Below are 12,048 nucleotides of genomic sequence, written 5' to 3'. Positions count from 1 at the left end.
CTCAACTATTCAAGTGCAGTACTTGAGTAGTTGAGGCATTTTATATATAACGTCTGCAAGGCTGCTGCAAAAAGCAGGAGGACTGTTTCTCATAGCGCGGTAAAAAGCATCGTAACAAAGGTGCAAGCCAGCGCAAAGATAACAAATGCTGCATCGTGCCAAGAAAATCCTGTGATATAATAATAGGTTCGCTGCTGGTTGAATTGCTTGGCAACCATCGCGATGCCTATACGGTGTGCACGACGAATGGCTTGTGCAATAAGCGGGATGCTGTACAGCTTAATTGTTGTATATACCGCTGTAATGCCTGTAGGACGTTGAACTCTACGGATGCGCAATGCACGCCTGCGCAGCTGGACCTCTTCTATCATAAAGGGTACAAGTCTCAGTCCGGCAAGAAAGGCATACGCATACTTGGCAGGGAATCTAAGCTGCTGCATAAAGGAATAAAGCAGCTTGACTGGCGGTGAGGTCAACAGCAGCAGTAAGCCAATAATCCCGATCAACAATGATTTTGTACCGATTAGTATGCCAGAATGAATGCTTTCACTTGATATTTTTATGATCCACCATTGCCACAGTACATCATTTCCTCGTCCAAATAACGTTAAGCTAATACCAGAGGATAAGCTTGAGAACAGAATAGGGATATGGAGCAATGCAATTTTTCGTATAGGGAAGCCGCAGCTGCTCCAAAGCAATATACTAAGGCATACGATATATCCGATATAAAGCTCAAGCGCTCGGCTAAAAAAGACAAACAGCATAATGGCGAATAAGATTAAAAATTTCAAAGAAGGATTGCAGCGATGCAGCCAGGTTTGATAGCTAGGTGTAAACCAGTTCAGAACGTTGTTCATCATCTGCCCCCTTATCTTTTTCGGGATGTTACGGTCAGCATTTGCTGATCGATCTCCCATACTTGCGTTGAAAAACGTCTTACAATTTGCTCATCATGCGTGACCATGATGATGGTTATGCCAGCTGCTTGCAAGCGAGCCAGCCACTCCAGCATCACAAACGTGCTTCGGGCATCCTGACCGAACGTAGGTTCATCCAATAGAATAATAGAGCGTTTCTCAACAAGTGCCGTCAGCACACTTAACCTTCGTTTTTGCCCGATGCTCAGCTCATATGGATGGCGTTCATATGGAACATTCAGGTGAAGCTGCTCTAGCGCTTGGGAGGCTTCAGCAATTAGCTGTTCCTTTGGCGCAGTTTTGTTTTTACGTTTTGGTTTCAGCAGCCGATGGAGCCAATGGTTTGCTCGCGATTCTGGTGCTTGATCAGTAGTAGCTTCGCCCTCAATGCTGGCATGCTTCACTTGTAAGGAATGCGTTACTTCATCAATAATCCGATCTGCTATAAATTGCAGCTCAGGATTCTGGAATACATAACTAATCGAATCTGGAATGTCATCCGTGGCTTCCGCACCTAAAATGCGATAGCTTCCATTGCTGTTTAACAAACGAGCCAGCGCGTAGAGCAATGTGCTCTTGCCAGCTCCATTTCTCCCAATGATCGTGATCCAGTCGCTTTGTTTGGCAGCGGCATAATCTACATGCAGACGGAAGCCGCCACGTTCAATCGAAAAATTTTCGAGTTCAAGCAATGTAGGCCGATGATCCACACCATCCAATAATGGAGCTATAGCCGAATTAGGGAGGGCTTGAAAATGCTCCTCCCATATATTCGGATACCAAATGCCCTCTTGCATGAGAAAAGGTTTATGCTGTTCAAATACAACTTTGGGCTGGTCATCTGCTATAATGTCACCTTGACGATTAAATACGACAACACGATCAAACCATTCAAGAATGCCATTGATATGATGCTCTACAACAATTACAGTGTGGTTGGAAAGCGTTCGACGGATGGCTTGCCATATTTGCAGCTTGCCTTCAGGGTCAAGCAAGGCTGAAGGCTCGTCGAGGAACACAACATCTGGTTTCAGCAAGAGTACCGCAGCAAGTGCAAGGCGCTGCTTCATTCCTTGTGAAAGCTCTGCTATTGGAGTATGCAGCGCAGGCAGCTTAAGCTGCACCTGATTGAGCACCTCATTCATAAGTAACTCCATCTGCTCTCGAGGTATGCGCAGATTTTCCAGCACAAATGCCAATTCTTCATCGACATAACTCATGCAAAATTGAGTGTCAGGATCCTGAAAGACGAAGCCCCAGTTACTGGGCTTCGTTATATGCTCCGAATGAAGCGGCATTTGAACAGCATCGGGAACAATGCCGCTCATAATTTGTAAAAGGGTTGATTTTCCGCAACCGCTTGGTCCAAGCAGCAGCAATTTTTGACCTTGAGGGATCGCTAGGGTAAGATCATTAAACACAAGCTGCTTCTCACCGCTGTATTTGGCACGAAGCTTCGTAACACTTAATGCTGTTGTGGTTGACATGCGGTTGGCTCCTTCATCCTTCTATTGCTTAAGCTGTTCGATTTCAGAATCATCAATTGGGCGAATTAATGATGTCACTTTCGTCTTCTCTAGTGCTTGCACAATATAATAAGCAAAGATTCCAGTAAAGATAAATGCGCTAATGACACGCAAGCCGTACTTGACAATCAAGGCCCATGCTTCAAGGTCTGCATACCCGTAGCTCAGATCAAGCAGGAAGCCGCCAGCACAGGACATGATTCCAGCTAAACCGGCAACAGCAATCGAGTACTTGCGATAACGGAATGCGAGGAAGACAAGCTCTGCCCCCAAACCTTGAATAAAACCATACATTAACACTTCAAAGCCGTTGCCAACAATGGCAGATAGACTTGCACCAGCAAGACTTGCTAACAGCGCAGCACCAGGCTTGCGAATAAGTAGAGCAGCGAAAGGTCCAACCATAAACCACATGCCATAAATGAGCTGGCGCAGAGTTGGAAGCATGGGCTTAACTACGCTGTATAGATCATCCCAAAATTTCATTATGACGCCAAATACAATACCAATAACAATAATAACTACGATATCAACTAGCTGTAACTTTTTCATGCATAGATCTCCTTTAATATGGATTTATGTTTAGAAGCAAAAAAAAACCGTCTGGAAACACGCAGACGGTCAGAAAATCCCTCTTCTAAACACCATTCTCTACGCTGGTATTATCCAGTTCAGATCAACGGTCAGTAGCGGTTACTAGCTACTATCTCAGCCTGATTCCACAAGCACCCGGACGGTTCAATATGCAACTTTGATTAATTTACAATATATTAATAAATAATACAATACTATTTTCACAAATTTATAACGTCGGTGATTGAGACTGATACTCTTTTACCCCTGGGTGGACAAACTTATCAAATAAGTCCAGCAGCTCGGCTGGCTCCGAAGCGACTAGTTTCATATCAAAGTATTTTTCAGCAAGAAATTTCTCTTGGTGCATATGCTCAAAAAATGAAATTAAATGATTATAGTAGCCGTTGATATTGAGCAGGCCGCATGGTTTTTGATGCAAGCCGATTTGACTCCATGTAAACACCTCGAAAAACTCTTCCATTGTGCCGGGTCCGCCTGGCAAAGCAACAAAGCCGTCTGCCAGTTCGATCATCAACTGTTTGCGCTCATGCATCGTTTCAACGTTATAAAGCTTCGTTAGCCCTTGATGTGAAATTTCTCGCTGCTCAAGCAAGGATGGAATGACACCAATTACTTCTCCGCCGCCTTCCAGCACAGTATCAGCCACGACACCCATAATGCCAACCTTTGCTCCGCCGTATATGAGTGTAAGCCCACGCTTCACAAGCTCCTTGCCTAGTTGAACGGCCATCTCTCGATAAATCGGGCTGGCGCCAACGCTCGAACCACAATAAACCGCAATTGCTTTCATTAATTTCCCTCTATTCCTTTTTTGTGTACAAACAAAATATAGTATATCATACAACTAAAAGGCCTATATATAGTGTTTTTAGCTTAATTTTAGAACGTGTATTAAAATTATGAGATAAAATGAACTTTTTGCACGGCTTAATACTCTTATATAAAAGAGAGGTGAAGGCATGAACGTAGTACGGCTGGTGAAGCAGGCCAAAAAAGGAAACAAAGAGTCCTTGCTAGAGCTAATTATGACAGAGAAGGATGCTTATTACCGTCTGGCTTACACCTATATGGGAAATCCGCATGACGCAATGGATGCACTGGAGGAAATGATTGTTATTCTATATGAAAAAATAGATCAATTAAAATCAGAAAAAGCATTTTACAGCTGGAGCAAGACGGTACTGGTCAATACGTGCAAAGGTATGCTGAAGCAGCGAAATAGGCTGGTTTTTCAGGATGATCTCCTGTTGGAAGGACAAGATGTCAAGCTCGCTGCAGCATCCTACGATCCTTATAAGAAAAGTGACCAGCAAATGGACATGGATCAGATGCTGCTTTCACTGAATGAGCATCAAAAAGAGGCGATTCAATTGAAGTATTGGCATGATCTAGACTATGAAACGATAGCGAGTATAACTAATACGTCAGTCGGTACAGTGAAATCAAGAGTTTTTCAAGGATTAAAAAAATTAAAAGAGCGATATGGAGGTGGTCAATTTGGATAAAATCGATCAGCGATTACATGAGCAGCGTGAGCAGCTGCAAGCGCTAAAGACTCCTGAGGATATGGACATGCGATTAAGAAATGCACTCGACAAGCTTCCCTCCAGAACAGCGAAAAAGCGGCCGGCACTCTGGAAATTTGCAGCCGCGGCGATCGTACTTAGTCTAGTCGTTTTGAGCAGCAACTATAATGCGTTAGCCTACTATAGCAAAAAGCTGCTTGGATTTGATGGGTTATTCAACAGCACGCTACAGGAATTAAATGAGCAAGGAATGGGACAGGTGATCAATATCTCGACTCAACTGTTGGACGGGACGGAGTTAACGATTGATGGCATAATGGCAGATTCTAATCAATTGATTCTGTATTACACCTTATCTAATGAAGATGGCCTGGGCGAAACGAGTGGCAGTCAGTTTAGACCGCACAACATTAAAGGGTTTTTTACCAATTCGCGGATGATAAGTGGAACTGCTATGCTGAACGAGGATGCAACGGAGCTAAAAGGAATGTACACGTTCCAGAATGTAAACCCTTTTGCCAAAACGTTGACGCTCAATTATTGGGAAAACGCCCCTAACGGTCAGTTGGTGGATAGACAGCTTAAATTTTCATACAATCCAAATAAGGCGATGCAGTCTGTGCTGAAACAGTCGATCAAAGAAACCGTTGCGGTTGACCAAGGTTCGATTACATTCAACTCGATACAGGCGACACCAACGATGACATTAGTCGAAGGAAAAATGAAGGTTAAAAACTTCGATAGAATGCCAATAGCTAATAACGAAATCCTATTAATTGCTAATGGCAAGCCAGTAGAGGTGATTGGGAGTGGTTATAGTACCTCACTAACTGGAAGAACGTTTGAGCTTCGATACGATGCATTGCCACAGCCGCTTCATTCGTTGGAGCTGCATGTTTCCAAGTTTGTAGGTTATGAGGAAATGAATACAGCAATTCCACTGACGAATTTGGATGATAGCCCTTACTCATTGGGTCATGACAAGAAGTTGTGGATTGATGAATTAAAAACGACATCGGAGCAGCTGGAAATTACCATTACAACAGAAGAAGATGTGATGCTTGAGGGCGTTTATATTCAGACTAAACAAGACAGCATCGAGCTGAACACGACGGTGAATCAACGATTGGAAAAGGAACTGGATGGTAAGCTGCTTAAGCAGCGCACAATTGTATTCGATACGTTGGACACACCGGAATACTTGCACATTAAAGGTATGCATTTGCTGAAAAGCTATGATGTCAAAGTTCCGATTAAGGTTGATTAAACATCTTGCTAATCGTCCTTTAGCGCGATAAGCCGTCTATAATATAAGTCGTTAAATAACAGTAAGCCGTCGGTTGCTCTGCGTTTTGCGGGGCAATCGACGGCTTATTTGCAATGCTTGACACTATTATGGTGAAATAGGGGTTTCAACCTTGCGAAACGCTACAGAATCTACCTTCCATGTCCCATTCTCAAAAACCAACGTGCTAACACGCTCCATAGTTACAATATCTCTAAAATGATTGGTTCCAATTTCTATAGATTGAGTAGCATCTGCGGTTGTAGAGCTTGAGTAAAAAGGCATATATTCGGCAAACCCTGTATATTTGTAATTGTAAAGCAGGCCTTTGTTCTGAATAATTTGATTAATAAAACGGTCAGTGAAATACGGCTGGAAGTAGACTCGAATTTGAGTAAGAGTCGAAACATCAATTGCTTCGTTCAGCTTATCATTCAATTGCTGCATACGTGCTGTCGTAGCTGCTTGTTTGGGCACAGGCTGGACTGGAGCAATGCCAACTACTACGATTTGCTTATTAGCTGCTGTAATGGTAGCTTGCTGAGTCTGTTGATTCCAGGAAACTTTTGCTCCTAGCGCTTCACTTACGAAGCGCAACGGCACATAGGTAGAGCCTCCATAGTAAAGTTTAGCTGGCACCTCAAGCGTAATCTCTGAATCATTGACTAACACTTTCTGAGAATCAACGGTAAGCTCAATGGTATTCGCGTCATTATAAACGGTTATACGTTTAGTGTCGTTATCCCAAACAACTTGAGCGCCCAATTGATTGGATATATAACGAATCGGAATAAGTAACCGACTGTCCTGCAATTTTCCTACATTCAAAGGTTCAATGGAGCTTTCGGCAAATACAGAGGTTGCCAAAATAGAAGTTGCCAGCATAGCTGAAGCAAGTGTTGCAGCAAACCACTTTTTCATAGGTATTCTTCCTCCAGTACGATGGTTGATGTTGTTTATGCTTATTATATGGTTAGACGTTAACCCAATCGTAAAGTTGCAGCTTCACCCTGAATTGGGAAATTATTGTATACAGGTTGAAATGTAAAAATACTCGAGCAATTTGCGGCCAGCTATCTGAAGCAACTAGAATTAAAAAAATATGTAAGTCGGCCGTAGGCAGCATTGTGTGAAGCAATGAGGTTAGAGAAAAAAAACGCTAAGTGCTTAAAAAGCTACTCAGCGTTTTTTTTTGATTGAGATTCGTTTATATAAGATTAGTTGCTGCCTATATCAGGATGTTGGAATTGCCGCATTAGCTGTAGAAGCTCCTGCGGTTTATCAGAGACCAGATTCAGCACAGCATACTCGGGGCGTACAAATTTTTCTTGTACCATATGCTCAAAGAAATGAAGCAACGGATCGTAATACCCTTTAACATTTAGTAAACCGCATGGCTTGTGATGCAGGCCGATCTGACTCCACGTAATAACTTCAAAATATTCTTCCATCGTGCCAGCACCACCTGGCATCGCAATAAAACCATCGGATAACTCGATCATTTGGTGTTTGCGCTCGTGCATCGTATCGACTGTAATAAGCTGAGTAAGCTGTTCATGTGCAATTTCACGTTGCGCGAGATGGGTGGGTAAGATGCCAATCACTTCGCCGCCAGCTTCTAAAACAGCATTAGCGATAACCCCCATTAAACCAGTGCGAGAGCCGCCATAGACTAGCCCGATGTCGTTTTGCACTAATTCATGGCCAAGTGCAATAGCTGCTTTTTCGTAATCATGAGAAGCTCCAAGACTGGAACCGCAATAGACAGCAATTCGTTTCATAGCAACTCTCCATTCTGTATCAAGTCATAACTACAGTATAGTTTTCCTTGTGGGCTTGAGCAAGTCGGCGGATGGTTAAGAAGGATGGATACATAAAAAGTATGTTTGCAGCTATAGGTTTATGTATAAATCCCTTTCAATAGAGGTGGATCAGACCACGAAAAGCATTGCTACACCTTTGTATTTATGTTAAGCTAAATGCAATTATAGGAATGGAGGGTTGTCCTAACAATGGGTGTTATAACTTACGGAAGATTACGTTTTGTTACTTTGTCTAACTAATTAAATAGTGAACAAAGACTCTGCCTGCGAGCGGAGTAAAACGGAATCGGTCTGCCCATTTTAGGATATCTGAAAGCATATACGGATAATGAGGGACAGTATTTCTATGTCTCTTTTTTTGTGTCTTGCTAGCATTCTATCTTAATTAAACTTTTGCCTTTCAAGCTTAGAGGCAAAGGCTTGTTTGCGTATGCAATCAACATGTAATGGCTTCCTATTATATTTTCGTTTACCCGCCGCAGGCTTATGCCTGCGGTTTTTTTGTCGCGGGTTCAAACCAATATAGGAAGGGTTGATTGATATGAATAAGCAAGCTAAACGAATTCATCGAAATAAACGTCCTCAGGAAAATTTTACGGGACAGCATCTGCTTCACAGCCCCAAAACGATTAAGCGAATGCTTGCAGTTGCGGGATTGAAGCCTAATGATACAGTAGTTGACATTGGTGCTGGGAAAGGAGGGCTTACCTTTCCGTTAGCAGCGCAAGCAGGCAAGGTGATCGCAGTAGAAATTGATGCGACCTTTTCACAGCTGCTACGGAATAAGGTACTGGCATCTGAAAGTTCTAATGTATCAATTGTGCAAGCCGATATTCGAACATTTCGATTGCCCACTTCGCCATTTTCCGTCGTTGCGAATATTCCGTTCTCGATTACAACTCCGATATTAGAAAAGCTGCTTGGAGCAGAGGGCAAGGCTATGCAGAAAGCCGTGTTAATTGTGGAAAAAGGAGCAGCGAAGCGATTCACCGGGGAGGCTCCACGTGATACGCGTTTATTGATGTGGAAAATGTTTTTCATCTTTAAGCTGGACAGCGTAATTCCCCGAACGCATTTTGCCCCTCCACCACGAGTGGATGCGGCTCTAATAAGCATTACGCGAAGACAAGAGCCTTTGATTCCAATGCAAGAAGCCAAAAGGTTCAGAGCATTTGCAGCTTATGTGCTGAGCGCACCTCAACTAGTAGTGGGCGAGGCATTACGAGGATTGTTTACAGCTGCACAGCTTAAAAGAGTCTTGCCAGAAGCGGGGTTATCGCGAGAGAACACCGCGCAAGAGATCACATTGGAACAATGGGGTACGTTGTTCCATGCGATGCTGAAGCATGTTCCTTCTTATCGCTGGCCTAGATAGTTGGCGCTATGGCTGTAAGTGGTGAAAGTAGGTAATCGAGGTGCGGATCGGAAGCTCACATAAAATACCTGGGAGATCCGCACCACGTATAAAATAAGGGTTTGTAGCATTTTCAAGGTGTGAAACAGTCCATTTTATGGTATATTTAAATCGATCCGCACTAAAGCGTTTGCAAAGGCTTGCTGCGTAAGGGTTAAATGTGTGGGCAGTCGCACTCCACGTGAGTGCGTGGATTGAAAGCATTGAAATTTTTAACGGGGCTTGCGTTCCGATGCAAAGTCCTACTCCATGCGAGTGCGTGGATGTCGGTATAGCCATGCATCATAGAGAACTCCAGCAAGATTCACACGTACGTAAAAACAAGCGAAGCACAATGGCTTCGCTTGTTTTTATTTCCGTTTCGTTCTATCCTTTTCCTTATAGAATTCATGATAAAGCTTCATAAGCGCACGTTTTTCAATACGAGAGACGTAGCTGCGGCTGATGCCGAGGTCCTTGGCAATCTCACGTTGCGTACGTTCATCGCCACCGTTCAACAGACCAAAACGGGTAATGACCACTTCTTTCTCCCGATCATCCAATATGCTAAGGTTTTGGAATATTTTACTTTTTTCCATTTCAAGCTGAACCTGGTCGGCAATGTCATCCGTCTCATTGCCCAATATATCTATCAATGTAATTTCATTACCCTCTTTGTCGGTGCCAATTGGATCGTGCAGCGAAACATCCTTACGTGTTTTTTTCAATGAACGCAAATGCATAAGGATTTCATTTTCAATACAGCGCGCAGCAAAAGTCGCCAGCTTGGTGCCTTTACCTTGCTGGAAGCCTTCGATTGCTTTAATCAATCCAATTGTCCCGATTGAGATCAGATCCTCCTGATCTTCGCCGGTATTATCAAACTTCTTGACGATATGTGCGACTAGCCGCAAATTATGTTCGATGAGAATATTGCGTGATTCAACATCTCCTTCAGCCATCCGCGACAAATGGTACTGCTCTTCCTCTTCCTTCAACGGCTGTGGAAAAGCATTGTTTTTGACATAAGACACTAATAAGGTCAACTGCTTAATAAATAAGGCGATTGATGCAAAAAAACCGGGCATAGCTCCACCTCCTGATGAACTGGCAAGGGCCTAAAATTGGCCGCTGTAGTCTGTTCTCTAATGTATGTGGGTAGTTGCCCAGTTGTGCCTGTACCAAGAAAATAGGTACGGGCAATAAGCCTGGCCGTTATACCGTAGAGCAAACGGTCACTGATGGCAAGAGTGATCCTGTAAGCCTTACGCGCAGCTTTAACGTGAGTGAACTGGATGTCAAAGGCTACGTGACTCATACTGAAGAGTGGGAAAAGAATCGACTAAGCTATAATGAGAAATATCCGAAAAACAAACGGGATGAGCTAACCTTCTGGGCTGGGGAGCGATTTGTCCTGGACGCTGATACAACGAATACCGGCAGTAGCCAAACAAAAGCGACCAAGGTCGAAGTTGTGGCCAAAAAGATCGGTAGGACAAATCTAACCTCTACCAATAAGGTACGTTGGTCTGGCTTTATCGGCAGCCAGAATGCAGACGTGAATCTGCAGAGCTTGAGTGATGGCCAGTACCAGTTCACTCTCACGGCCACTTACTCTAATGGCGTTGTGAAAGAGGACGTTGTGATCTTGACGATCAAGGGCAACTGGACGGAGTTCTATAAGCTACATCAAAGCTGGTAAGGAGTCAAGAATTGACGGTTATGTGGCCATGTGCTGCATAACCGTTGTTCTGTTTTAAATTAATGGTAAAAGCAGCTTGATTTGGAGCACAACAGATCAAACTAAAGCTCTCCATGGTGAAACTGAGATTATGCGAGCCGCGCGTCAGTAATTGCTCTGGAGTAAGCATGTGACCGGCTATAGAAAGATTGGATATAGATAATTTTTTTGTTGATTTGGGAAAAGTAGGATATTAGTATAAAATGTCGAATTAATAACTAGGAATGGTTCATATTGAGTACAAATCAAATTTACAACTTTAGGGTGAGATCCATATGGACAGGATAAATGAATTAGTAGAATACGGATACGAGTGCGACTACTTGGACTTTAAAGAAAAACAATATTCCAAAGAAAAAATTCCGACTTGATTGTGGACATAATGGCTATGGCAAACTCTCGTTATGATGGAGATAAATTTATCATAGTAGGAGTAAAGGATAGGCCTGAAGGAAAAGAAATCAAGGGGATAAAGCCAGAAGAGTTTATTGATTCGTCAAACTACCAACAAGTAATTCTAAATAACATTGAACCTGAGATTCAGTTTGATTATTTCAAGTATGAATATAAGGGGACAGTGTTAGGCGTTTTTAAAATTCACGGAACAGAAAATAAACCGTATATGCTGAAAAAGAAGTATGAGCGACTAAATGAAGGGTACTGCATGATCAGGAAAGGTAGTATGAATGCCCTAGCAAAGCGTAGTGACTTTGATTATATGTATCTTAATAAAGGTCAATTCGAAATAAGATTTCTGGAACAATCTTTGCACGCAATATATGATGCAGATGGGTGTGCATCTATAGAGGTAGCATTTTCGAATACAACGAATTTACCGATTACGATTATTGCTGGAGAGCTATTAATACGAAATAAGCATGGGGAAGAACTAACCAATCATCCTATTTACGGTCTGAATAAACGAGCTGATAATGCTGATTTTAAATTAGCCTTATCACCCAAGTCAGAAGTTGTAGGACACCTGTTTGTTGGGTTTAGCTCATCTCAACCATTAAAGCTTAATATTGATGAATACGGATTGTGTGATGAAAAATATGATTTTGAATTACTACTTATGGATGCGAGGCATAAAAAATATTCCGCCACAATACGCCAGTGTAAAGTATTTGTTGATGGTGATTTTCTATGGAAAGTTAAGCAACTAAGAGGGATTCCACATAAGTTCCGAACTCATTGATGATGCTCATAAATTCAAACAACTGCAAAGCTATTTAAA

General features: G+C 42.6%; 12 protein-coding genes and 1 riboswitch. Of the genes, 5 read left to right on the top strand and 7 right to left on the bottom strand.

Features of this window, described 5'->3' with window-relative positions; all coding sequences use genetic code 11:
• Nucleotides 1-89 precede the first annotated feature (89 nt).
• From ACFP56_RS02560 to ACFP56_RS02545, 4 genes are all read right to left on the bottom strand, one after another.
• Nucleotides 90-860: an energy-coupling factor transporter transmembrane component T family protein gene (locus ACFP56_RS02560; protein ID WP_379230789.1), complete on the bottom strand. Its 771-nt coding sequence runs from the start codon at nt 858-860 to the stop codon at nt 90-92.
• An 11-nt stretch (nt 861-871) separates the two neighbouring features.
• Entirely contained in the window at nt 872-2,407 is a 1,536-nt protein-coding gene (locus ACFP56_RS02555; RefSeq protein ID WP_379230787.1) for an ABC transporter ATP-binding protein, read from the bottom strand.
• A gap of 21 nt (nt 2,408-2,428) precedes the next feature.
• Nucleotides 2,429-2,998 carry an ECF transporter S component gene (locus ACFP56_RS02550; protein ID WP_379230785.1) on the bottom strand — a complete coding sequence of 190 codons (570 nt, stop codon included), beginning with the start codon at nt 2,996-2,998 and terminating at the stop codon, nt 2,429-2,431.
• Between the two features lie 79 nt (nt 2,999-3,077).
• Nucleotides 3,078-3,189: riboswitch (TPP riboswitch) on the bottom strand.
• Between the two features lie 59 nt (nt 3,190-3,248).
• Nucleotides 3,249-3,833, bottom strand: a complete 585-nt coding sequence (locus ACFP56_RS02545) for an LOG family protein (RefSeq protein WP_379230783.1) — start codon at nt 3,831-3,833, stop codon at nt 3,249-3,251.
• Nucleotides 3,834-4,002: 169 nt separating this feature from the next.
• Here ACFP56_RS02545 and ACFP56_RS02540 point away from each other — a divergent pair, with 169 nt between their 5' ends.
• Together ACFP56_RS02540 and ACFP56_RS02535 are read left to right on the top strand one after the other, a co-directional pair.
• Nucleotides 4,003-4,548 carry an RNA polymerase sigma factor gene (locus ACFP56_RS02540; RefSeq protein ID WP_379230780.1) on the top strand — a complete coding sequence of 182 codons (546 nt, stop codon included), beginning with the start codon at nt 4,003-4,005 and terminating at the stop codon, nt 4,546-4,548.
• Nucleotides 4,541-5,836 (top strand): DUF4179 domain-containing protein, encoded by a 1,296-nt coding sequence (locus tag ACFP56_RS02535; RefSeq protein WP_379230778.1) that lies wholly within the window; start codon nt 4,541-4,543, stop codon nt 5,834-5,836. The genes ACFP56_RS02540 and ACFP56_RS02535 overlap by 8 nt, the downstream gene beginning before the upstream one ends.
• Nucleotides 5,837-5,962: 126 nt before the next feature.
• On the opposite strand, the gene ACFP56_RS02530 is transcribed toward ACFP56_RS02535, so the two are convergent.
• Nucleotides 5,963-6,775: a stalk domain-containing protein gene (locus tag ACFP56_RS02530; protein ID WP_379230776.1), complete on the bottom strand. Its 813-nt coding sequence runs from the start codon at nt 6,773-6,775 to the stop codon at nt 5,963-5,965.
• Between the two features lie 296 nt (nt 6,776-7,071).
• Nucleotides 7,072-7,635 (bottom strand): LOG family protein, encoded by a 564-nt coding sequence (locus tag ACFP56_RS02525; RefSeq protein WP_379230774.1) that lies wholly within the window; start codon nt 7,633-7,635, stop codon nt 7,072-7,074.
• 583 nt (nt 7,636-8,218) lie between these two features.
• On the opposite strand from ACFP56_RS02525, the gene erm reads away from it, so the two are divergent.
• The gene (gene erm, locus ACFP56_RS02520; RefSeq protein ID WP_379230772.1) at nt 8,219-9,052 is read left to right on the top strand and encodes a 23S ribosomal RNA methyltransferase Erm; all 834 of its coding nucleotides are present in this window, start codon (nt 8,219-8,221) and stop codon (nt 9,050-9,052) included.
• Between the two features lie 389 nt (nt 9,053-9,441).
• On the opposite strand, the gene sigK is transcribed toward erm, so the two are convergent.
• On the bottom strand, nt 9,442-10,158 hold the full coding sequence (sigK, locus tag ACFP56_RS02515; protein ID WP_379230770.1) for an RNA polymerase sporulation sigma factor SigK: 717 nt from the start codon (nt 10,156-10,158) through the stop codon (nt 9,442-9,444).
• A gap of 74 nt (nt 10,159-10,232) precedes the next feature.
• On the opposite strand from sigK, the gene ACFP56_RS02510 reads away from it, so the two are divergent.
• Nucleotides 10,233-10,772: a hypothetical protein gene (locus tag ACFP56_RS02510; protein ID WP_379230768.1), complete on the top strand. Its 540-nt coding sequence runs from the start codon at nt 10,233-10,235 to the stop codon at nt 10,770-10,772.
• Between the two features lie 421 nt (nt 10,773-11,193).
• Nucleotides 11,194-12,009 (top strand): ATP-binding protein, encoded by an 816-nt coding sequence (locus ACFP56_RS02505; RefSeq protein WP_379230766.1) that lies wholly within the window; start codon nt 11,194-11,196, stop codon nt 12,007-12,009.
• Nucleotides 12,010-12,048 lie beyond the last annotated feature (39 nt).

Source organism: Paenibacillus septentrionalis, from assembly GCF_042659865.1.
Lineage (GTDB): Bacteria > Bacillota > Bacilli > Paenibacillales > Paenibacillaceae > Pristimantibacillus > Pristimantibacillus septentrionalis.
The sequence above is the reverse complement of the archived record's forward strand: the minus strand, read 5'-3'. Positions and strand labels throughout refer to the sequence as shown.

What these genes read in the sequence shown, in the direction of transcription:
- ACFP56_RS02560 (WP_379230789.1), bottom strand. Translation starts at nt 860, where the DNA reads ATGAACAACGTTCTGAACTGGTTTACACCTAGCTATCAAACCTGGCTG.
- ACFP56_RS02555 (WP_379230787.1), bottom strand. Translation starts at nt 2,407, where the DNA reads ATGTCAACCACAACAGCATTAAGTGTTACGAAGCTTCGTGCCAAATAC.
- ACFP56_RS02550 (WP_379230785.1), bottom strand. Translation starts at nt 2,998, where the DNA reads ATGAAAAAGTTACAGCTAGTTGATATCGTAGTTATTATTGTTATTGGT.
- ACFP56_RS02545 (WP_379230783.1), bottom strand. Translation starts at nt 3,833, where the DNA reads ATGAAAGCAATTGCGGTTTATTGTGGTTCGAGCGTTGGCGCCAGCCCG.
- ACFP56_RS02540 (WP_379230780.1), top strand. Translation starts at nt 4,003, where the DNA reads ATGAACGTAGTACGGCTGGTGAAGCAGGCCAAAAAAGGAAACAAAGAG.
- ACFP56_RS02530 (WP_379230776.1), bottom strand. Translation starts at nt 6,775, where the DNA reads ATGAAAAAGTGGTTTGCTGCAACACTTGCTTCAGCTATGCTGGCAACT.
- ACFP56_RS02525 (WP_379230774.1), bottom strand. Translation starts at nt 7,635, where the DNA reads ATGAAACGAATTGCTGTCTATTGCGGTTCCAGTCTTGGAGCTTCTCAT.
- erm (WP_379230772.1), top strand. Translation starts at nt 8,219, where the DNA reads ATGAATAAGCAAGCTAAACGAATTCATCGAAATAAACGTCCTCAGGAA.
- sigK (WP_379230770.1), bottom strand. Translation starts at nt 10,158, where the DNA reads ATGCCCGGTTTTTTTGCATCAATCGCCTTATTTATTAAGCAGTTGACC.
- ACFP56_RS02505 (WP_379230766.1), top strand. Translation starts at nt 11,194, where the DNA reads ATGGCTATGGCAAACTCTCGTTATGATGGAGATAAATTTATCATAGTA.